This is a genomic window from Brevibacillus sp. YAE8 (assembly GCF_057543335.1).
The window spans coordinates 279122-298643 of record NZ_BAAIYG010000005.1; the positions used below are offsets into that span (position 1 = coordinate 279122).

Annotated in this window: 22 protein-coding genes and 1 riboswitch; of the genes, 4 read left to right on the plus strand and 18 right to left on the minus strand. The window is 56.4% G+C overall.

The features are described 5' to 3' along the window. Positions 1–240: 240 nt before the first annotated feature. The 4 genes from AC27IT_RS10985 to AC27IT_RS11000 form a co-directional block, all read right to left on the minus strand. Positions 241–384 carry a hypothetical protein gene (locus tag AC27IT_RS10985; protein ID WP_340673317.1) on the minus strand — a complete coding sequence of 48 codons (144 nt, stop codon included), beginning with the start codon at positions 382–384 and terminating at the stop codon, positions 241–243. A 205-nt stretch (positions 385–589) separates the two neighbouring features. Further along, positions 590–1402: a hydroxyethylthiazole kinase gene (gene thiM / locus AC27IT_RS10990; RefSeq protein ID WP_340673318.1), complete on the minus strand. Its 813-nt coding sequence runs from the start codon at positions 1400–1402 to the stop codon at positions 590–592. Position 1403: 1 nt separating this feature from the next. Then, positions 1404–1910, minus strand: a complete 507-nt coding sequence (locus AC27IT_RS10995) for a hypothetical protein (RefSeq protein WP_005829085.1) — start codon at positions 1908–1910, stop codon at positions 1404–1406. Positions 1911–2140: 230 nt separating this feature from the next. After that, the gene (locus tag AC27IT_RS11000; protein WP_429777055.1) at positions 2141–3577 is read right to left on the minus strand and encodes an RtcB family protein; all 1437 of its coding nucleotides are present in this window, start codon (positions 3575–3577) and stop codon (positions 2141–2143) included. 219 nt (positions 3578–3796) lie between these two features. On the opposite strand from AC27IT_RS11000, the gene AC27IT_RS11005 reads away from it, so the two are divergent. From AC27IT_RS11005 to AC27IT_RS11015, 3 genes are all read left to right on the plus strand, one after another. Continuing rightward, positions 3797–5104: a helix-turn-helix transcriptional regulator gene (locus tag AC27IT_RS11005; protein ID WP_026557422.1), complete on the plus strand. Its 1308-nt coding sequence runs from the start codon at positions 3797–3799 to the stop codon at positions 5102–5104. Beyond that, a complete protein-coding gene (locus tag AC27IT_RS11010) occupies positions 5091–5897 on the plus strand; it encodes a WYL domain-containing protein (RefSeq protein WP_283857976.1) in 807 nt (268 codons plus the stop codon). The genes AC27IT_RS11005 and AC27IT_RS11010 overlap by 14 nt, the downstream gene beginning before the upstream one ends. A 101-nt stretch (positions 5898–5998) precedes the next feature. Then, the gene (locus AC27IT_RS11015) at positions 5999–7120 is read left to right on the plus strand and encodes an N-acetylmuramoyl-L-alanine amidase family protein (protein ID WP_035987236.1); all 1122 of its coding nucleotides are present in this window, start codon (positions 5999–6001) and stop codon (positions 7118–7120) included. Here AC27IT_RS11015 and AC27IT_RS11020 read toward each other — a convergent pair. The 10 genes from AC27IT_RS11020 to AC27IT_RS11065 all read right to left on the minus strand — a co-directional run bounded on the left by AC27IT_RS11020 (position 7117) and on the right by AC27IT_RS11065 (position 15339). Next, positions 7117–7581 carry a hypothetical protein gene (locus tag AC27IT_RS11020; RefSeq protein ID WP_487091787.1) on the minus strand — a complete coding sequence of 155 codons (465 nt, stop codon included), beginning with the start codon at positions 7579–7581 and terminating at the stop codon, positions 7117–7119. The two genes, AC27IT_RS11015 and AC27IT_RS11020, sit on opposite strands and share 4 nt — an antisense overlap. A 163-nt stretch (positions 7582–7744) precedes the next feature. After that, positions 7745–8404, minus strand: coding sequence for a YitT family protein (locus tag AC27IT_RS11025; protein ID WP_283857977.1), 660 nt, complete (start codon positions 8402–8404; stop codon positions 7745–7747). A 277-nt stretch (positions 8405–8681) separates the two neighbouring features. Continuing rightward, positions 8682–9248 (minus strand): bifunctional adenosylcobinamide kinase/adenosylcobinamide-phosphate guanylyltransferase, encoded by a 567-nt coding sequence (gene cobU / locus AC27IT_RS11030; RefSeq protein ID WP_283857978.1) that lies wholly within the window; start codon positions 9246–9248, stop codon positions 8682–8684. A gap of 13 nt (positions 9249–9261) precedes the next feature. After that, positions 9262–10038 carry an ABC transporter ATP-binding protein gene (locus AC27IT_RS11035; RefSeq protein WP_283857979.1) on the minus strand — a complete coding sequence of 259 codons (777 nt, stop codon included), beginning with the start codon at positions 10036–10038 and terminating at the stop codon, positions 9262–9264. 7 nt (positions 10039–10045) lie between these two features. Continuing rightward, on the minus strand, positions 10046–11083 hold the full coding sequence (locus tag AC27IT_RS11040) for a FecCD family ABC transporter permease (RefSeq protein ID WP_025846378.1): 1038 nt from the start codon (positions 11081–11083) through the stop codon (positions 10046–10048). A gap of 2 nt (positions 11084–11085) precedes the next feature. Next, complete coding sequence (locus AC27IT_RS11045; protein ID WP_221843563.1) at positions 11086–12063, minus strand: ABC transporter substrate-binding protein; 978 nt, start codon at positions 12061–12063, stop codon at positions 11086–11088. 150 nt (positions 12064–12213) lie between these two features. Further along, positions 12214–12362: riboswitch (cobalamin riboswitch) on the minus strand. A gap of 135 nt (positions 12363–12497) precedes the next feature. Then, positions 12498–13445 (minus strand): MBL fold metallo-hydrolase, encoded by a 948-nt coding sequence (locus tag AC27IT_RS11050; protein WP_007784686.1) that lies wholly within the window; start codon positions 13443–13445, stop codon positions 12498–12500. A 77-nt stretch (positions 13446–13522) separates the two neighbouring features. Next, on the minus strand, positions 13523–14008 hold the full coding sequence (locus AC27IT_RS11055) for a YbaK/EbsC family protein (RefSeq protein WP_283857980.1): 486 nt from the start codon (positions 14006–14008) through the stop codon (positions 13523–13525). Between the two features lie 41 nt (positions 14009–14049). After that, complete coding sequence (locus AC27IT_RS11060; protein WP_283857981.1) at positions 14050–14352, minus strand: cupin domain-containing protein; 303 nt, start codon at positions 14350–14352, stop codon at positions 14050–14052. Positions 14353–14580: 228 nt separating this feature from the next. Next, complete coding sequence (locus tag AC27IT_RS11065) at positions 14581–15339, minus strand: MerR family transcriptional regulator (protein ID WP_005829108.1); 759 nt, start codon at positions 15337–15339, stop codon at positions 14581–14583. Between the two features lie 120 nt (positions 15340–15459). Here AC27IT_RS11065 and AC27IT_RS11070 point away from each other — a divergent pair, with 120 nt between their 5' ends. After that, positions 15460–15630, plus strand: a complete 171-nt coding sequence (locus AC27IT_RS11070) for a hypothetical protein (protein WP_005829110.1) — start codon at positions 15460–15462, stop codon at positions 15628–15630. Positions 15631–15788: 158 nt separating this feature from the next. On the opposite strand, the gene AC27IT_RS11075 is transcribed toward AC27IT_RS11070, so the two are convergent. The 4 genes from AC27IT_RS11075 to AC27IT_RS11090 all read right to left on the minus strand — a co-directional run bounded on the left by AC27IT_RS11075 (position 15789) and on the right by AC27IT_RS11090 (position 19521). Continuing rightward, complete coding sequence (locus AC27IT_RS11075) at positions 15789–16721, minus strand: manganese-dependent inorganic pyrophosphatase (protein ID WP_487091788.1); 933 nt, start codon at positions 16719–16721, stop codon at positions 15789–15791. Between the two features lie 190 nt (positions 16722–16911). Next, positions 16912–17478, minus strand: a complete 567-nt coding sequence (locus AC27IT_RS11080; protein WP_005829114.1) for a PepSY domain-containing protein — start codon at positions 17476–17478, stop codon at positions 16912–16914. A 91-nt stretch (positions 17479–17569) separates the two neighbouring features. Further along, positions 17570–18151: a PepSY domain-containing protein gene (locus tag AC27IT_RS11085; RefSeq protein ID WP_025846385.1), complete on the minus strand. Its 582-nt coding sequence runs from the start codon at positions 18149–18151 to the stop codon at positions 17570–17572. Continuing rightward, positions 18148–19521: a sensor histidine kinase gene (locus AC27IT_RS11090; RefSeq protein WP_005829117.1), complete on the minus strand. Its 1374-nt coding sequence runs from the start codon at positions 19519–19521 to the stop codon at positions 18148–18150. The genes AC27IT_RS11085 and AC27IT_RS11090 overlap by 4 nt, the downstream gene beginning before the upstream one ends. Position 19522: the final 1 nt, after the last annotated feature.

Genomic DNA, 19522 nt, shown 5'->3' on the forward strand with positions numbered 1-19522 from the left:
GAATTTGTATTCCTCGCGCTCTCGGAGCACCAGAAGAAGCTGTTATCCTATACGCTGCGAAACTACAGCTACGCCCTAACTTACCTATCCTAATCCTAGCCATTTAGACACGATCATTTTCGTCCCCTGGGCAACCAGGGGATTTTTTACGGTACAAAAAAGCCATGCAAACCGCGCATGGCAAAGCGAAGCAACGGAGTGGCGGCTTGCGAGTAGCGGGCCGCTCTGTACAAAAGCCTGCTAGTTCCGCTTGTCCCGCGCGTGACGGCTCCGCACGAATGCCGCTACTTCCGCCTGTCCGGCATGTGGCCGCTTCCGCACGAATGCCGCTACTTCCGCCTGTCCGGCATGTGGCCGCTCCGCATGAAAACCCTTTACATCCATCTGTCCGTCACGCGGCCGCTCCGCACGAAGCCCACTGCATCCCCCTGTTCGTCACGCACCCACTCTCTTAGCTCTCTCCTTATCCGCTTCCTTCTTAAAATACGAAGAAATTTTAACTGGAACAGGAGGAATCCCCTCTCCCCCAACAACGACAGGCTGCCGCAAATCGCACGGACAGATGCCTGCACGCCTACACGCTTTTCGCCTACAGCCCCACCTGCTCGATAACCCCCAGGCGGTGCACATCGTCGGCGGTCACGGCGGACAGGGCATTCAAAAACTGAATCTGGAAGCTGCCCGGCCCTTCGTCGGCCGTCTTTTGCGCGGCGAGCTGGGCGGCGACACCGTATGTGACGAGCGCGGCGGCTCCGGCTAACAGCGTGTCTTTTTCCACAGCGGCAAATGCGCCCATCACGGAAGTCAGCAAGCAGCCCGTGCCTGTCACTTTGGTCAAGATCGGATGGCCGTTATGGATGGCGTACACCCGGCTGCCGTCGGCAATGACGTCGACCTTTCCGGTAATCGCCACGACCGTTTTCAGCTTTTGCGCCGCCGCTTTTGCCAGCGTTGCGACGTCTCCGCCCGCCTCGCCTGCGTCCACGCCTTTGATCTCCCACGCCTCTCCGATGACGTTGGCAATCTCTGCCGCGTTTCCGCGAATGAGGGCCACGTCCAGCTCGCGCACGATTTTTTGCGCGGTTTCCGTGCGGTACGGGGTTGCGCCTGCGCCTACCGGGTCAAACAGCAACGGGACCTGGTGGCGGTTGGCCGAGCTTCCGGCGATCAGCATCGCTTCTACTTCGCGTTCGTTCAACGTTCCCATGTTCAGGACGAGTGCCCCTGCGATTTTCGCCATATCAGCGACTTCCTGCTCGGCGTAAGCCATGACAGGTGACGCGCCGAGGGCGAGCAAGCCGTTGGCCGTGAAGTTGGTCACGACGACGTTTGTGATGTTGTGCACCAGCGGATTGCGCTTTCGTACTGTTTCCAGCAGTTTGCCGATGGACTCAAGCTTCATCCTAGCGATCCCTCTCTTTCGTATCTGCAGACTGGGGAATCATCTTGAACACTTCCACAATCTCCCCCAGCTCCGGATGATCCTGTCTTACTCCTATGATGATATAGGATTGCGCGAGCGCAGGCAATTCGGGCATGGTGGCAGAAAGCCTCCACGCTGTTTTCTCACGGTCCGTCACGGTCGCCAGGAAGGAAACGCGTCCGGCCCTTCTTTGCAAAACTTCCACTTCCACAAGCGTGCCGTAAATCTTCAAGCGGTCATCCGGGTGGGCAATCCGGTTTTCCTCTACCCATTTTTCCTTTAATTCCTCAACTTTTAGCGACTTCCAGCGGTCGAGAAACTCCCAATCCTTCGAGTGCGGAAAAATATGCTTCGTCTGCTCCAGGAACGTGTTGTACTCTCCGTGAAGCTGATCGATGTATTCGTCCACTTCCTCCGAGATGACGCGGATGTGCTCCTCCCCGCACGTGCGAATGTGATGAGCCAGGAACTTAAAGGACTCGATCATGTCAAAGTTCCCCCACCCCCAAGGTTGTTCGCCGAAAACTCCCCCCCGGGTCCGGCACTTTTGGCAGGTGAAGTAGTAGTATGTAGCCATAGCTGTTCCCCTATCTCCCCTATTTGGTCTCTTTTCTCATATCGGTTGGGGAAGCGGTGCAATTTATGTTACATTCGAACCTATTTTGCCAAAAGGAAAGCAAAAGATGGCTCCCGCCCGGCAGCGGAAACCATCTCGGCTCATACTCCTTTGATCGCGACGAGCGGCTTGCACTTGGCTACGACTGTCGCCAGCTTTGCCCCCACGACGGAATCAATAATCTGATCCACGTCTTTGTACGCCTGCGGACATTCATCGAGAATCGCTTCGAGCGAGCGGTGGTTGACCAAAATTTCGTCCTCCTGACCGATCCGCAGCGCTTGCTCGAACTCATTGATCGTGACCGCTTCTTTCGTGGCCTTGCGCGAGCGGATGCGTCCCGCGCCATGGCAGATCGAGTAAAAGTTTTTCGCGCCGCCTTCCGCACCGACCATGATGTAGGACGAAGTCCCCATCGAGCCTGGAATCAATGCCGGATGTCCGGTCTTTTTGTACGCCTTCGGATTTTGGAAGTGGCCAGCCGGAAGCGCTTTGGTCGCCCCTTTGCGATGGACGAGCATCGGCGTGTTGCGGTGATATTCCTGCAAGGCGTAATTGTGCATCAAATCGTACAGGACCGGCGTGGAAAAGTCTTTTCCCAGCACGTCCCGGAAAGCCCGCTCGACCGCATAGCCGATCAGATGGCGGTTCACCACCGCGTAATTCAAGGCCGAGTACATCAGGTTCAAATATCGCTTGCCTTCCTCTGTATCAATCGGGGCGTAGACCAGGCTCGGCTCCGGATTTTCAATCCCCCACTTGAACATCGCTTCCTTGAAGCTTTTCGTGTAATCCCGTCCGAGCATGGCGCCCCAGGCGCGGGAGCCGGAGTGAATCATGATGACGACCTGCCCGTCGAACAAGCCCCATTCCTGTGCGATCTCCCGGTTGTCCTCCGCGATTTCGAGCGACTGGATTTCGATAAAATGATTCCCGCCGCCGAGCGTGCCGAGCTGTCCCCACGCTCTTTGCCACGACTTGGCCGGGATGTGCGCAAGCGCCGCGTGATCGAAGGCAAATGTATGCTTTTCCACATGAGTCAAGGAGCGGCTCACCCCGCCCGGCTCGCCCGCCGGCTCCGCCAAATACGCGGCAGGCAGGCCGTTCAGGCCATGCTTCACCACTTCTTCGAGGGAAATATCGGTGTAGCTCGTTTGCCCGCGCTCCGTCGTCGGTACGTACGTTTCAATCGCCTGAATCAGCTCGCGCTTCAATTGCTTGTCTTTCAGCTCATCCCGATGCAGCGGCGTCAGGTGCACGCGCATGCCGCAGCCGATATCCGAGCCGACAATCGAGGGCGACACAAACCCGTCATGCATATTCCAGACGGCCGTCGTCCCGATGCACGTCCCGATTCCGACATGGGCATCCGGCGTATAGGAAAAGTACACATTGCGCGGGATGCGCAAGTTATGTTCCGCCATCTCGAACACGCGCTGCCCAAATGTGGCAAACACTTCGTCATTGGCAAACACGTGAACGGAGCCAGCGCCAAGCTGCACTTCCCGATGGTAATTCCCGTGATCGATCGTTTTCATTTTCGTTGTTGCTCCTCTCCTTGCCGAGCCGCGCCAGCAGACAACGCGACGGCTTTCTCTTGCTGCTATCTTCGCTGATTTTTCCATGGCTGAACATGGCAAAAGTATTACGACCCGCTATTTTTGGCAAAATCGTCGCCACGTCTTGACTTGTGCTCCCCCGCTTTCGTAATATGAGGACTAATTTGGAAATTACCGCACAGATAAGGATGAATGCGGATGGCAAAAGAAGGCTTTGACAAAGAATTGCAGTTGCTGCGCCTGATGTTTTTGACCGCAGGGGCGTACAACCGCCAGCAGTTGGCGGAGCGGCTGGGCATTTCCGTCCATACGCTGGACAAAACCGTGAAAAAGCTCAGGGAGATTCAGTCCACCCTCTACCAGCACGTGACAGATAGCGAGAAAAAAGGCTACTACGCGCAGCTTCGCTACAACTACTTTGCTGTGACAGACAATTTTTTGATGTTCCTCTACCACGCCAAATCGCTCAAGGAATCGGAGGTAGAGCGGCTGTCCCGCATCCTCGAGCAGCTCAGCCAGCAGCCGCGCTCGATTAAGGAGCTGCTGGACGCGTTTCTCGCGACTCCGACGGGCGAAGTGCCGGACGAAAAAACGTTGCGCCAGGACTTGAAATACTTGGAAGAGCTGGCCGTCATCAAAAAGAGCGGCGACGCGCGGCCTTATGTTTATCATTTTGACCAGGAGCTGTGGAATTCGCTCGCCGATGACGAGCTGTTGGACCTGCATGACTTTATCGACGTCATGGCCAACACCCAGCTCCCCGCTGTGCCTGGCTACCTTTTGCGCCATAAAGTCAAGCGCTGCCTGGACACCCGGCTCGAGCGCGAGGACTGGGCCGTCTTTTTGTACAAGTACCACTTTGTGTCCCGCATCCTCGACGAGCATCAGGCGCTGCTGCTCGCCACTGCGATCGCCGAGCAAAGAATGGTGGAATTTTGCTACTTCACGCCCAAACGGCGCAAATTTTACGATTCGCAAAACACGAACCCCGCCTTCCTGCGCGACTCCTCGGGCAAGCCGCAGAATGTATATCCGCTGCGGGTCGTGTTTGACCATCAGTACGGACGCTGGTATTTGCTCGCCCAGGAAAGCGAAAAAAGACCGCTGCGAAAGTACCGGGTGGAAGGGATCACCCAGCTTGCTCTCGGCCGACAGGCTGCGCCGGACGTTTTTTCGCGCATGCAGGCGCGCGTAGACGAGCGCATTCAACACAGTTGGCTGATTGATACGGGGGAGCCTGTGACGATCCGGCTGAAATTTTTCCAGCCCAAAGGGACGCCGCACTCGTTCATCAAGGAACGGGTCGAGGCCCAGGGCCAGTGGGGCGTGATTACGGAAGAGACGAGGGAAAGCTTCCTCTACGAAATTACGGTCAACAGCACGCTGGAGATCACGCCGTGGATTCGCAGCTTCGGTTCCAGTTGCGAGGTGCTGGAGCCGCTCTTTTTGCGCAGGCAATTTCAAAAGGAATGGAAGGAGCTGCTCGCTTACTATGAATCTGTTTGACAAAATCCACAACTATCAGCTCGTCACCCGGCTGGACGAGGCTGGCTTGTACCCGGTGACGTCGCACGAAAAGGCGTGGCTCGCCATGATGCTCAAGCACCCGGCGGCGCAAAGCTTTTTCGAAGCCGGGACGCTGTCCAAGCTGCAACAACTGACAGCCGCCTACGCGCCGGCTGACGAACGCGCGCTGTTCATCGAAAAAGCCGGAGCGCGAACCCGGAACGTCTGGCATCCGCTCGTCCGCAAGCTGCGCCGGATCATTCTCGGCAAAAACCACATCCTGATCCACGCGGGCACCCGAAACGGCCGGGCCTACCGCAACCAGCGCGGCGTCCCGTACAAGCTGGAGTACTCGCTCGCCAAAAAAGACTGGTATCTCATCTGGCTGACCTTCGATTCCGAGCATCTGCTCACAACGCCGCTGTCGCTCATCCGTTCCGCGAAGGAAATCTACGTCGAGGACGCGTGGTACGACAGCTTTTTGCCCGTGATCGAAAACATGCTCGCGGCGCGCCGGCAAACGGCGAAAATTCAGGTCGTGCGCCGCTACAACCCGGAGCTGCAGCGCATTTTATACGCCTTTTCCTGCTTCGACAAAGAAGTCGCCTACGACCCGGACACGCAGGAGTACACGATTACGCTCCGTTTTTTGCAAGACGAGCAGGAGTTTATTTTGTCGCGCCTCCGCTTTCTCGGTTTGCGGGTAAAAGTAGTGGAAAACGACCAGCTCAAACGGCGCATGGCCGAGTCGGCGGCAAACGCTTTGGCCCGCTACGCGCCTCCCCTCCACTAATTTCCTAAGAAAAATCAGGAAAAAATGCACTACTGGACGATTTCGTTTCCCTTTATCATTGTCCAAAGAGAGACAGACAATCGAGACCAGAGGTACACATCATGAAACTAACCGCAAAAACAGCGTCACTCCTGGGAGCGGGCCTGCTGACGGCGCTTTTGGCATGGCCCGCGCTCATGGAGCCGACGCAAGCAACAGCAAATTCTTCCCAGGCAAAAGTCGTCGCGACTTCCCTGAACGTTCGCAGCGAACCGTCCCTCCAGTCGTCCGTCGTCGCCACGCTGAAATACGGCACTACTGTGGCTGTCGTTTTGGAAGATTCCCATGGCTGGGTCAAAATCAAATACCAGCAGGCGAGCGGCTGGGTAGCCGGCTATTATTTGCAAAAAGGCAAAGCAGGCACTGCTGCCTCGCCAGCTCCTGCTCCCGTTCCTGCTGCGTCGGCAAGCAAAAAGACCGGGACCGTAGCGGCGGATGCCCTGCGCATGCGCAAAGGCCCTGGGCTGGAGCACGACATCCTTCATGTGCTCGCCATGGGCACACAGGTTGAGATACTCAAAAAGCAGGCCGACTGGCTGCAAACCAGAACCGCCGATGGAAAAACAGGCTGGGTATCGTCCATGTACATCCGCGAGGGAACAAGCAACCGCGTCGTAAGCAGCAGCAACAAGTCAGGCGGATTGCGGGGAAAAGTGATTGTCATTGATCCGGGGCACGGAGGAAGCGACGTGGGGACGCTCGGAACCAAATGGAGTACCGAAGAAAAGACGCTGAATCGGCAAACTTCGCTACTGGTGGCGAGCAAGCTGCGCCAGCGAGGGGCACAGGTGATTTTGACCCGGACGAGCGATGCGGAAAAGCCTTCTCTCGCCCAGCGGGTAGCCATTAGCGAAGCGAAGGCGGCGGACGCCTTTGTCAGTATTCACTACAACTCCTCCACGAAGCCGAACAGCGGGACCTTGACGTTTTTTTACGCGCAAAACAAAGATTACGACCTCGCGCGAAGCATCGAGACTCGTCTGGCAGGCGGGATCGGCTTGAAGAGCAACGGCATTTCTTTCGGCGACTACCACGTTTTGCGCGAAAACGACAGGCCGTCTGTGCTTGTTGAGCTTGGCTTTTTGTCGAATCCGAAAGACGAGCAGCTCGTTCGCACTGCCGCTTACCAGGAAAAAGCAGCGCAAGCGATCGTGGACGGACTTGCCGACTACTTCGGCGGCTAGTGGTACGGCTGGACGCTGTAGGAGAACAGCTTGCGCTCGAACTTGCCTTTGGTGCCAATAAGCTGGTACCACGTTTCTCCGATCAACAGGTCCGTCGCGAAATCTTTTTCCAGCAGATGGGTGATCCGGTTCATGACCGCCTGCTCCTGATCGCTGGCTGTTTTGCAGGACAGCGCCAGCACAAAGTAGGACTGGTCCTCCTCCATCTCCAAAATTTGCAGGTAAGCATCGCCGCCATGCTTGAGGTTAAAGGCGTCGACGACTCGCGCCAGGCCCTGTCGCGGCTGGACTTTGAACTTGGCGGCTTCCTTCCAGTTTGCAATCAGCGAATCATACAAGGAAAATGTGAGAACGAAGTGGCGGGTGTAGTCGCTCGGATCAAACGCTTTCGGCCCCGCCTTTTGTTTTTTTTCCGGGATGACCACGAACGCTTTGTAGTTGCCAAAAAAACGATCGCTCATGCAGACCCCGTCCTTTCCGTCAGACAGCTTTACGTATGGGTTAGTATCCACTACTTCCCCGTGTCGTTATGTACAGGAACAGGGAAAAGGCCAAGTCGACTGGTAAACCGACCTGGCCTTTTTCGCGCTTTTGTATAGGCATGTTTTTCAACTGGATTTCTCATCATTGGTGTGTCATCGAGACGTTGCCATGTCCGTGCGCCTCTTCCTCCACAGCGATTCCTGCACCGCCGGCATTCACCGTCCAGGTAATCACTTGGCTGGAGATGACGACGGCCAAAATGGTGTAGAGCATCTCTTTCATCGGTACATACCAGAACGACAGGCCCAACACCATGGCGTCCAGCAACAGAAAAATCGTACCGATCGACAATCCTGTGTACTTGCTGAGCAACAGGGACATAATATCGTCGCCGCCTGTCGCAGCTCCGTAGCGCAGAACCAGCCCGGTGCCGAGTCCGGTCAATACCCCGGACAACACAGAAGCGAGCGGCATTACTCTGCTCATATCCATCACAATCGGGGAAAACTGTTCGAACAGTTCATAAAACCCGGTAAACGCCAGTGAGGCAAAGATCGTGTCCCAGATGAACTGACGCCCTCGCACTAACCAGGCAACCAGAAACAGCGGGATGTCCAAGAGTAAAATCATCATCGCTGGCGACAGGTCAAAGGCGTATTTGGCCAGTAACCCCAGGCCGACGAAGCCGCCCTCAGACAAGTGGTTCTGAAAGTTGATGTGATAATACGCAAAAGCAAGCAAACATGCTCCAAACAAAATCATACCGTAACGTCGAGTAAATTGCAGCGCTCTCCTCATCATCGATTCCTCGCATTTTTGTCGGTTTTGGCACAGACGACCAACCGACTACGGAGGAACATCGCAAGTATAAGTCGCTACTCATACAAAGGGCCTCGCTTTCGTAGTAGGCTAGTCGTCCAAGTGACGGTCGACTACTACGAAGCTAGATGTAGGAGAGGTCATACCGTTTCCAGATCGTCCTATGGGGACGCATGGTATCCTGATCCTTTCCATTGCTTTTCTTATAGTATAGCACAAAAAAGGGAAAAAGACGACGCGAAACCGTCTTTTCCCCTGCCTAAAAGCGAAACGCCCTGCTTTTGAGTTCCAGCGGAATGCCTGCTGTGAGCAGAAACACCTGGTCGGCCACCGCCGCCAGCCGCTGATTCATCAAGCCTGCCAGATCGCGGAACATGCGCCCTAACGGATACTCCGGCACCAGTCCGGCCCCGACTTCATTTGTGACAAACAAAATCGTCCCGGGAAAGTCCTCTACAGCCGCAATCAGCTCGTCTGCCTGCGCAAGCGTGCGCGCGAACGCCTCGTCCTGCTCGTGGCGAATCAGCCAGTTGGACAGCCAGACGATCAGGCAATCGACCACGACGACCGCCTGTTTTTGCGCCAGCTCGTCCCGTTGCCCAAGCGAGCGGATCACGTCTGCGAGGGCGTAAGGCTCCTCGATCGTCTCCCAGCAAAACGCGCTCGTTCGCCTGCGCTCGCGATGCCTGGCTATGCGCTCCTGCAACTCCTCGTCAAAAGCTTGCGCGGTGGCGATATAGACGCCCGATTGCCCCAGATGGGCCGCGTATTTTTCCGCGAAGGTGCTCTTGCCGCTGCGAGCGCCGCCTGTCACGAGTACGATCATCTGTATTCCCCCATTACGACCCGGATTGCAGCATGATTTGCGGCAAACGGTGGACAGGATGCTCCATGACGATCGGCCGCGTCCCGTACACCGCCTCGATCCGGTCGCTTTGCAGCATGTCTGTTGGCGTGCCTACGCCGATCTGCTCGCCTTTGTGCAGCATCAGGATGCGATCGCAATAGAGCGAAGCGAGATTCAGGTCGTGGAGCACCGCGACCACGGTCACCTGCGTCGTCTTTTGCCACTTGCGCACAATGTCCATCAGTTGAATCTGGTAGCCGATATCGAGATAAGTCGTCGGTTCGTCCAGAAGCAGCACCTGCGGCTTTTGGACGAGCGCCTTGCCCAAGGCGACGCGCTGCTTTTCCCCTCCGCTCAGTTGATCCAGTGTGCGATCGGCAAGCGGTGTCAGGCCCAAAAGCTGCATGATCTCGTCGATGAGCGGCCCGACGTCTGTCTGTTCCTCGCCCAGCCAGTTTTGGTACGGGTAGCGCCCCATTTCCAGCACCTCGCGAACGCGAAAGCCGACCGGAGGCAGCCCCTCCTGTTCGAGTACGGCGAGAACCCGCGCCAGCTCCTTGCGCGTATAGCGGCCAACCGGTTTGCCCGCGAGCGTGATTTCTCCCGCATCAGCGGCAATCACACCGGAGAGCATTTTCAAAAGCGTTGATTTTCCGCTCCCATTCGGGCCGATGATGCCAAAAAACTCGCCCCGCTGGACTGTAAACCCGATCTCGCGCAGGACGGACACATCCTGGTAAGACTTTTGCAGCCCACGCACTTCGATCATGACGCGACTACCTCCTTCCGATCCGTTTGTTTTGCTTCAGCAAATAGGCGAAAAACGGCGCTCCCAAAAACGCAGTCACGACCCCGAGCGGGATTTCTGTCGGCACGAGCAGCATTCGCGCCAGCGTATCCGCCCACAGCACGTACACACCGCCGCAGATGGTCGCCATCGGCAGCAAAATGCGGTAGTCAGGCCCGACCATCATCCGCACCAGATGCGGCACGACCAGCCCGACAAACCCGATGACGCCCGCAATCGAAACCGCCGCTGCAGTCAGTAGCGTAGAGACGAGCAAAATGATGAGCTTCGTCTTGTCAACGTTGACTCCGAGATGCGCCGCCTGCCGCTCCCCGAGCGCAAACAGGTTCAACGAGCGGGCATAGCCAAGCAGCACGAGCACGCCGATCAGCAAATACGGGACCAGGACGTACGTGAAGGCCCAGCCGCGAAACGACAGGCTTCCCATCAGCCAGAAAACGATCTCGTTCACCGTCTGATCCGACAGCGACACCATGAAGGACACGAGCGAGCCGAGAAACGCCTGAATGACGACGCCGGACAAAATCAGCGTCTCCGTCTGCAGCTTGCCTTGCGTCTTGGCGAGGGCAAGCACAATCCACAAGCTGACAAGCCCCGTCAAAAAGGCGACGACAGGCGTGCTCCACTCTCCAAGAACAGCGAACTGCAAGCCGAACAGGATCAGAAAAGCCGCCCCGACGGCCGAACCGGACGCTACGCCCATCGTGAACGGGTCCGCAAGCGGGTTGCGCAGCACGCCTTGAAAGCCCGCGCCCGCAAGCGACAGGCAAGCTCCGATCAAAATGGCCAGTACGACGCGCGGAAAACGCACTTTCATCACGATCTGCTCGGACGACTCCGGCCATGTCGCCGGAATCCACTCCGACATGCCGGGAAGCTGGTGCAAGAGGATGAGCCATACTTGCGAAAGAGGGAGCGACGCCGCCCCCATCGAAATGCTGACCACCACGGATACGAGCAGCACAAGGCTGCTCGCTCCTCCCCATATAAGCCATTGCTTTTTCATTTTTATTTCACCAGGTCAGGATAAATCGCTTTAGCTACCTCGATCAAACCTTGTGTAATGCGCGGGCCTGGGCGCGCCAGCAGGTTTTGGTCCATTCCGAACACTTGCTTCTCGCGGATCGCCTTCATCGTATCCCAGCCGTTGCGCTTTGCGATGATCTCTTCCAGCTTCGTGCCCGTCTTGTCATCCGTAATGCCTTTGGCGTACAAAATGACGTCGGGATCGCTTTTCAAAATCTTTTCCTCGCTGATCGGGTTCCAGCCCTCTGTGTCGGCCGCAATGTTCGTCCCGCCTGCCAGCGTCACCAACTCGTCGAGGAACTCCCCTTTGCCCACGGTCCAGCCTGGCGCAAACTCCAGGTACACTTTTTTCTTGTCTTCCGGCTTCACCGCTTTGACGGCTTCCTGTACGCGGGCGATATCCTGCTTCATCGCGGCGACGACTTTTTCCGCCTGCTCCTGTCGGTTGGTGATAACCCCCATCGTCAAAATGTTGTTCAGGATGTCATCCACTTTTTTCGGATGCGTGACGTACACTGGCATGCCGAGCGATTTCAGCTTGTCGGCAACCGGCTTTTCCATCGAAATTCCGCCGATGACCAGATCGGGCGACTGGGCGAGAATCGCTTCTTCGCTCGGCTTGACGACTCCGCCCACTTTTGGCTTCGTGCTCGCTTCTGCCGGATAGTCGTCGAAGTCGGAGACACCGACAATCCGCTCGTTCAAGCCGAGCGCGAACAAGATTTCCGTCTCTGCCGGGGAAGTCGAGACGATTCGTTGCGGCTCTTTTGCCACGGTCACTTCTTTTCCGGTCGCGTCTGTGACGGTAAGCGGGTAGACGGTCTGCTTGGCAGCCGCGTCCTGTGGTGCTGTCTGCGGTGCTTCTGCCTGCGGAGCAGGTGCCGTCTGGGTGTTGCCGCCGCAGCCGACGAGACTTGCAGCAAGCACCAGCGGGCTGAGCAGTTTCCATGCGCGTTTCATATGTATGACTTCCTTTCTGTGCGACTGGTTGATTCTTAGCAAACAAAAACCCTTCGCTTCCAACCGGAACCAAAGGGTCGACATGTCAGGCTCATCCATGCTCACGCAAAAAAACGTCCTGAACGGGCCGAACCTTTCCGCGAAGGCGCAGGCACATCAGGCAAACAGGCAGGTCTCCTGGCTTGGCAGCTATTGCGACAGCCGCTTTACAGTGGCGGGACCGCGCCGGACTTGCACCGGCTTCCCTTTTCACCTCGTCCTTTGGCAAGGACCAAGGCACCTGTTTGCGCGTATTCAATTGCAATGGCCTACAACTGCTAAGACTCATCCATCATGATAGCATTCCTTTGCCAAAAAAAGAATGCTTTTTCGCTGCTGCCACGGCTACGTAAGCCCATGCTGCCCGTCTCGTACCCGCTGTCTGGCGTCTCCCGCTATTTCCTGCGCTTTTGCAAATAGTCGACAATTCCCATCGCACATACTTGCAAATCGAGCCGCAGCACGTCCAGCACCTCATGCCCGTCGCCGATCCCGAACGATTGCAGATGCGCCAGTACACGCCCGAACAGCCGCTCCGCCAGTTCGCCATCGCCGAGTCCGGCGGCTACGACCGCCTCCCCTTCCGCGACAAAGACAGGAAGCCACTCGCGCACCTGCCGATAGACGTCGGCAACATCGTCAGTCATGCCGAAATGCCCGAAATAGATTCGCGCAAGCCCGCGCTGTTCAAAGCGTTCCACGGAGCGCAGCATCGCCTGCGGGTCAAACTGGTTCGGCGAGGTGGACGGCAGGACGAAGTGAATCCCGTCCCGTTGAAGCTGCGGATAGAAGACACCCGCTGTATCTCCCGTGAACATGCCGCGGCTGACCGGGTCGTAAATGCTGAAATGATGGTTGGCATGTCCCGGCGTGTCCCAAAATTCCAGGACACAGTTGGCGCCAATTTGCAGCGTCTCCTGGTCGGCGCGCACGATGATCCGCTCTTCGGGAACGGCGACAATCGGGTCGAACAGGCGGTCAAAATCGTCGTGATACACCGCTCTGGCGCCCGCGATCAACCGGCTCGGGTCCACCAGATGGCGCGCTCCTTTTGGATGCACCACGATTTTTGCCTGCGGGCACTCGCGCAAAAAAAGTCCCGCTCCCCCCGCGTGATCGAGGTGAATGTGCGTCACGATGATGTACTTCACTTGCTCCGGGGAAAATCCGAGCCTGCGCAGCCCTTCCCGTATGTACGGGACAGAAGGACTCGGCCCTGTCTCGACCAGGGTCAGCTCGTCCTCGGCGATGACGTACGTTCCCGTCCGCTGCGCCCAGCCCATATCAAACCCGTCGATCAGATGGATGCGATGCCCCAGGAAAATCGGTTCTGTAGCTTTCATGTATACCCTCCTCGTTGTTTTAGGAATATTTCCACTTTATCATCTATTCTACAACGAGGCGATAGACCCCTTTGCCGCTAGCGGCACGAAGCGATACAGGCGACCTGTCCGTTCGTCATTTGCACCAGTTGCTCGGGAGTCAGTCGAAACACCGCTTTCGGATGCCCTGCCGCCGCCCAAATGACTTCATAGCGGAACAAGTCTTCGTCAATCCACGTCTCGATTGGCTCGCGATGCCCGACAGGGGCCACGCCGCCGATCACAAAGCCCGTTTTTTCCCGGACAAAATCCGCATCGGCTTTGCCCGGCTTTTCTCCGACCAGCTTTGCCAGTTGCTTCTCGTCGACCCGGTTTTCGCCACTGGCGACCACGAGCAACGGCTTGTCTGACGAGGGCAGCCGAAAAATGATTGATTTCGCGATTTGCGCTACCTCACAGCCGATCGCGGCCGCCGCTTCCGCCGCCGTCCGGGTGCTGTCCGGCAATTCGACGACTTGATTGGCGTACCCGAGTTCTTTCAGCTTCGCCTGTACCTTTTGCGCGCTTTCTTTTACTGGTTGCATCTGCCTCATTCTCCTTTCGCTCCCTTGAGTAGCATTGCCACTCATCTCTCTTCGTAGTACATCACGACCTGGATGACCGCTTGCTGTTCGCCGTCATTGCTGTACGCGTGGGGGACGCTGCCCGTGAAGCGAATCGCGTCCCCTTCGCCGAGGCGAAACGTCTCTTCCTTGATTTTCAAGGCAAACCGTCCGGCGCTGACGCTTATATACTCGTAAACACCGTCATTGTGCGGCATGGAGAGATAGCTCGCGCCCGGGTCCAGCTCGAACAGATTATATAACGCAACAAACAGAAAAGAAAAGCGGTTGGGCGGCTCCCTGCTGCCCGCCCGCTGTCTGTTCACGGTAACACGCGTTCAGCGCGAAAAAACTCGACCTCGATGGACGGATTGGCTCACTCCCTTGGGCCAAAAGTTTTCGTCAGCGAAAAAATTCCGGTTCCAGCCAAGGGGCGTGAGCCAGGCCAGCTTGGCATGAAACAGGCATGAAAAAACACCGCCCCAACCGGATCGAAGCTTTCCGATCTGATTCAGGGCGGTGCGCGGTTTGTTTTTCTCGACGCTATCGGCTGTCTACGCTTGCGTATAAATCACGACAGCATCGCGGAGAAACGCCGCCAGTCCCGGCTGGGTTTTATCGTAGTAGGCGGTGAAGCGCGGGTCGTCCACATACATTTGCGCCACCCCGGCGTGCGCTTCCTTGCTGTAACTGTCCCAGTAAAACGTCAGCCACTGGCGATGCAGGTCGGCCGCTTTCTGCGCAAGCTCACTGCCCGGATCTCCCGTGGCAAACGCCTCTTCCAGCGTCTTGTGCAACTCTGCGTTCAACTGCTCAAGCCGGTTGTACTCTTCCTCGGTCATTTCCTTGAGTTTCCGGTTGGAACGGTCCACCTGCTCGTCGCCGTATTTGGCGCGAATTTCTTGCCCGTACTGCTTCTCATTGTCATCAATCAGTTGCTGCTTGAAGCCTTCGAATTTTTGTTTGTCCGTCATCGTTTTCGTCCCCTCTCTTTGCGCTAAGGTTAGATCGACATTGGCGATCAGCCGATCGAGCTGCGCCCGTTTGTCCAGCAGCTTCGCGCGGTGCTCCCGCAGTGCCTGGACGGCGTCGAAGGTCGGCGAGCTGACAATTTCCTTGATCTCCTCCAAGCTCACACCCAACTCGCGGTAGAACAAGATTTGCTGCAAGCGATCCACTTCTGCCTGCCCGTAAATGCGATACCCGGATGAATTGATTCTCGCCGGCTTGAGAAGGCCAATCTCATCGTAGTATCGGAGCGTCCGGGTGCTGACGCCCGCCAGGAGACCCAGCTTTTGCACCGTATATTCCATCTTCCATCCCTCCTGACAAATTCATCGTACACATTTACGCACCGTCAAAGTCAACCGTAGTTCTGTCAGGAAAAATATGTTAACCTATTGGTAAGCCACTGGAAAAAGGGGGACTTTCTAATGCTCTATACCCTCGTTGTTATTTTGGCTGTTCTCGGCGCCGCCTACTTTTTGACAGGCTCGATCAGCCTGCGGGCAAGAGACAAACACGCAATCCGGCATTACGACGATGACGCCTATGCGCAGCAGACGATGAACCATCTGAGTCATCACAACCACAATCCGTTTTGAGCGCCATGAGAAAACCAAAGGCTGTGCCGATGACTTGGCGCAGCCTTGGTTGCCCTTATCCTGGATGAGAATCTGATCCGTTTTTATTTGATAGGAAAAAGGCTGCCCACATTTTCGCGGGCAGCCTTTGTGTTTTTTGGTATTTCGGTAGCGTATTTTTAGAGAGCCTGGAATGTATCTGTCAATACAGGCACGATCTGCTTCTTGCGGGAAACGACTCCTTTGAGAACGGCTTTGTTGTCAACCAGCGTGACGTTGTACGCCTTTTCTACCGCTTGTGTAGCCGTACCGAGCGCCAGCGCCACAGAGTCGTTGTTCAGGATGTCGGTTACGACGAACACGAACAGGTCTAGACCTTTGTCCGCGATGATGGCGGAAATAGCCGCTTCCAGTTCGCCTTGGCGAGCTAGCACGTCATTGACGTCTACTGCGTTGACTTGGGCGATTTCCACTTTCGCGTTGCCCATTTGAAATTCTTTGGCATCGAGGGAGAGCAGTTGGGCGATAGTTTTGTCGCTCAAATCTGCGCCTGCCTTGAGCATTTCCAGTCCGTACGCTTGCAGGTCCACACCTGCGATTTCCGCCAGTTCATGGGCAGCGGCTACGTCTTGCTCTGTGCAGGTCGGGGATTTCAGCAGCAGCGTGTCGGAAATGATCGCGGACAGCATCAGACCCGCGATGTCTTTTGGAATCTCCACGCCGTTTTCTTTGTACATTTTTTTCAAGATGGTCGTGGTGCAGCCGACAGGCTCCGCGCGGAAGTACAGCGGATTGCTTGTCTCGAAGTTCGCGATGCGATGATGGTCAATTACCTCGACTACTTGCACCTGCTCGATGTCGTTTGCGCTCTGTTGACGCTCGTTGTGGTCCACGAGGATTACTTCGTTGACTTCGTTCGCCACGGTTTCCACGAGGCGAGGCTCTTTTACATGGAAGTAGTTCAGGACGAACGCCGTCTCGCTGCTGATGACACCGAGGCGAACTGGCTCTACGTTTGCGCCGAGCTTCGTTTTCAGATCAGCGTAGACGAGCGCCGAGCAAATGGAATCCGTATCTGGATTTTTATGACCGAAGATTAGCTTTTTTTCCATCATCCATACTCCTTAGTCGTATATTGGCGTCAAAATTATACCACAATCTAGCGGGTAATCCCAAGTAACATTATAGGTTCTACGCTGATGAATGGGAATACGGAATTGCCAGAAAATGAAAAAACCGGCCTTGTCGTCTGGACAAAGGCCGGTTTGCGGTTTGCTGCGGACTGTGCTCGCGCGTTACAACTTAGTCGTCCCACTCCATGCTCAAAATCTCGCCAGTCGTAGCCGATATGTCCATCTCGGCTTCCTGTCTGTTGCCTGTGCGGACCTCTACCTCGTAGATGTAGTAGCCGTCGTCTTCGTCCAGCTTGATTTTTTTGATGCTTCCGTTTACTTTGGACAACGCGATTTTTTTCGCTTCCTCCACAGTGATCTTCACCGTTTTCTGCTTGCGCACCGGATCGTTCTCGCGCCAAACCTCGCCCGTTACCGCGTCGACGTAGACGTCGATCTCACGGTAGTTGTGGAAAATCTCCGCCTTGTACACAAGCGTTTTTCCCGCGCGGTCCAGCTTCCATTCCTTGATGACGCCAGGCTGGACGCCCAGGGCCAGTTTTTGCGCCTGCTCAGACGTGATGCGGATTTGCTTTTCCCAACCGAACGGAACGTCGTCATCCACGTGCAAATAGTTGAAGCTGGTCGGCTGCTGGTTCGGCTGAGGATTGTGCTGGTATGTCTTCGCCATGGCTGACGCGCCAAGGCTCCCCACGACGATTGCACCTGCTGCTATCATAATGACGTTTCTCTTCATGTTTCTCTCTCCTTTTTTTCTACTGACCTCATCGTACAAGAGGCAGATGAGCAGAAAGCGAGAGAAAGATTAAAATTTGATGAGAAAGCCTTTAGTCCTCCCACATGATCGACAGCACTTGTCCGGTGAGCGGGTCGACGGCGACCTTCACTTCCCGGTTTTCGGCGGTGACGACCTCTACCTCGTAGACGGCCATCCCATCCTTCTGCTCCACCTCGATGCCGTCAAACGTCCCGGCTACTTGTTGCAAAGCGATTTCTCGCGCCCGGTCGAGGGAAATGCCGCTTTTGGCAATCTCGCTAGTTGGCGCTGGCGAAGCCGGGCGGCTGCCGCCTTCCTCCGCTGTCTGCGGCGCTGTTTCTGCGGAAGCAGGCTGCGGCTTGGGCTTTGCCGACAGCAGCGTAATGTGGGTGACTTGTCCGGTGAGCGCATCCGCTTGCACGCGATACGTTCCGGTTTGATTTTCCACTGTCCCCGCGTAGACCTCCCTGCCGTCCTCTGTCGTCAGCTCAAAAGCTGTCTTCGCCTTGCCGTATCTGGCTTCCAGCGACTTCGTGATTTCTTCGCTCGTGCGTTTCTTGTCCTGCTCGCCTGCCGCAAGCTGCGACACGCCGAACACGGCTCCCGCCACCAGCGCCAGTCCGATCATCCCGATCGCATGGTTTCGCTTCATTCGCTCTCCCCCGCTTTCTTTTGGGTCGCACTCGGCAATGTCACGGTAAACGCGCTGCCTACCCCGACCTCACTGCGCACATCCAGCCTGCCGCCGTGCACGTCGACAATCCGCTTGGCGATCGACAGGCCGAGCCCTGTGCCGCCTGTATCGCGTGCGCGCGCTTTGTCCACCCGGTAAAAACGGTCGAAAATGTGGGCAAGGTCTTCCGGCGGGATGCCCACCCCTTGATCGATCACAGACAGCGTCACCGTGTCCGCCTGCTCGGCAATCTCTACCCGGATCGCCTCCGTGCTGTAGGTCAGCGCATTGTCGAGCAAAATGACCAGCAACTGCTTGAGCCGCTGCTCGTCGGCGAGCACGTGAATCCCCGGCGTTTGCGCCTCGACGCGAATCTCCTGCTCGTAGGTGCGCCGCATCCATTTGCTCGTCTCCTCGCACAGCTTTTCCACGTCTACCGCCTGCACGTCCAGATTCGACTCCTCGTCCGGGTTCGCCAGCATCAGCATTTGCCGGGTCAGCTTTTTCATCCGCACAGCTTCCGAGTAGATAGCCTCGACGGATTCTTCCAGCAGCTCCGGCTTGTTCATGCCCCATCTTTTCAGCATCGTCGCATAGCCTTCGATCACGGTGAGCGGCGTCTTCAACTCGTGGGACGCGTCCAGCACAAATTGCTGCTGCTTGACAAAATGTTGCTGCAAAATATCCATCATTTTGTTGAACGTGTTTCCCATCTGGTACAGCTCGTCGTTTGATCTGGCCGGCAGCTCCAGCTTTTTGAACTGGCCTTTGCGCTGGATTTCTTCCATCGTGCGAATGAGCGAGTTGATCGGTCCGACGATGAGGTTGCCGAGCATTTTGCCCGCCCAAAACGAAGGCAAGAGCACGACAAGCGAAGCGATCAAGAGCACGACGAGCAGCACCTGCATCGTCTCCTGCACCTGCGGCAAGGCCGTCGTCACCTCCATCGACATGACGCTGCCGTCTCCCGCGATCAGCGGCATCTGCCCGATGGCGTAGAGCACGCCGTCTTTTTCCTCGATCCGGTACGTTTCTTGCGGGCTGAACGCAGGCGGCCACTTGCCGTAGGCCAGCTCCTTCGTCGCCGTCACCACTGCGCGGGACTCGGCGTTTACGATGCGGATCATGTCGATCGGGGACAAATACGCCTGCAACAGCTCGGCCGGCTCGGCCTGACTGCCCGCTTCATGCAGCCGCTGGGCGATGTTTTCGGTCTGGAGTTGCAGTCTTTCCAATTCCAGGTCGGTCGTTTGTTTGTAAAACAGCCAGTAAATCGACGTGTTGATGAGACATAAAGTCAGCACGAGCCACACCGTCGAGAACAGATGGATTTTGCTGCGAATCGTCATC

What these genes read in the sequence shown, in the direction of transcription:
- AC27IT_RS11025 (WP_283857977.1), bottom strand. Translation starts at nt 8,404, where the DNA reads ATGATGAGGAGAGCGCTGCAATTTACTCGACGTTACGGTATGATTTTG.
- AC27IT_RS11015 (WP_035987236.1), top strand. Translation starts at nt 5,999, where the DNA reads ATGAAACTAACCGCAAAAACAGCGTCACTCCTGGGAGCGGGCCTGCTG.
- AC27IT_RS11005 (WP_026557422.1), top strand. Translation starts at nt 3,797, where the DNA reads ATGGCAAAAGAAGGCTTTGACAAAGAATTGCAGTTGCTGCGCCTGATG.
- AC27IT_RS10985 (WP_340673317.1), bottom strand. Translation starts at nt 384, where the DNA reads ATGGATGTAAAGGGTTTTCATGCGGAGCGGCCACATGCCGGACAGGCG.
- AC27IT_RS11035 (WP_283857979.1), bottom strand. Translation starts at nt 10,038, where the DNA reads ATGATCGAAGTGCGTGGGCTGCAAAAGTCTTACCAGGATGTGTCCGTC.
- AC27IT_RS11065 (WP_005829108.1), bottom strand. Translation starts at nt 15,339, where the DNA reads ATGGAATATACGGTGCAAAAGCTGGGTCTCCTGGCGGGCGTCAGCACC.
- AC27IT_RS11045 (WP_221843563.1), bottom strand. Translation starts at nt 12,063, where the DNA reads ATGAAACGCGCATGGAAACTGCTCAGCCCGCTGGTGCTTGCTGCAAGT.
- thiM (WP_340673318.1), bottom strand. Translation starts at nt 1,402, where the DNA reads ATGAAGCTTGAGTCCATCGGCAAACTGCTGGAAACAGTACGAAAGCGC.
- AC27IT_RS11010 (WP_283857976.1), top strand. Translation starts at nt 5,091, where the DNA reads ATGAATCTGTTTGACAAAATCCACAACTATCAGCTCGTCACCCGGCTG.
- AC27IT_RS11070 (WP_005829110.1), top strand. Translation starts at nt 15,460, where the DNA reads ATGCTCTATACCCTCGTTGTTATTTTGGCTGTTCTCGGCGCCGCCTAC.
- AC27IT_RS10995 (WP_005829085.1), bottom strand. Translation starts at nt 1,910, where the DNA reads ATGATCGAGTCCTTTAAGTTCCTGGCTCATCACATTCGCACGTGCGGG.
- AC27IT_RS11000 (WP_429777055.1), bottom strand. Translation starts at nt 3,577, where the DNA reads ATGAAAACGATCGATCACGGGAATTACCATCGGGAAGTGCAGCTTGGC.
- cobU (WP_283857978.1), bottom strand. Translation starts at nt 9,248, where the DNA reads ATGATCGTACTCGTGACAGGCGGCGCTCGCAGCGGCAAGAGCACCTTC.
- AC27IT_RS11090 (WP_005829117.1), bottom strand. Translation starts at nt 19,521, where the DNA reads ATGACGATTCGCAGCAAAATCCATCTGTTCTCGACGGTGTGGCTCGTG.
- AC27IT_RS11085 (WP_025846385.1), bottom strand. Translation starts at nt 18,151, where the DNA reads ATGAAGCGAAACCATGCGATCGGGATGATCGGACTGGCGCTGGTGGCG.
- AC27IT_RS11040 (WP_025846378.1), bottom strand. Translation starts at nt 11,083, where the DNA reads ATGAAAAAGCAATGGCTTATATGGGGAGGAGCGAGCAGCCTTGTGCTG.
- AC27IT_RS11050 (WP_007784686.1), bottom strand. Translation starts at nt 13,445, where the DNA reads ATGAAAGCTACAGAACCGATTTTCCTGGGGCATCGCATCCATCTGATC.
- AC27IT_RS11080 (WP_005829114.1), bottom strand. Translation starts at nt 17,478, where the DNA reads ATGAAGAGAAACGTCATTATGATAGCAGCAGGTGCAATCGTCGTGGGG.
- AC27IT_RS11020 (WP_487091787.1), bottom strand. Translation starts at nt 7,581, where the DNA reads ATGAGCGATCGTTTTTTTGGCAACTACAAAGCGTTCGTGGTCATCCCG.
- AC27IT_RS11075 (WP_487091788.1), bottom strand. Translation starts at nt 16,721, where the DNA reads ATGGAAAAAAAGCTAATCTTCGGTCATAAAAATCCAGATACGGATTCC.
- AC27IT_RS11055 (WP_283857980.1), bottom strand. Translation starts at nt 14,008, where the DNA reads ATGCAACCAGTAAAAGAAAGCGCGCAAAAGGTACAGGCGAAGCTGAAA.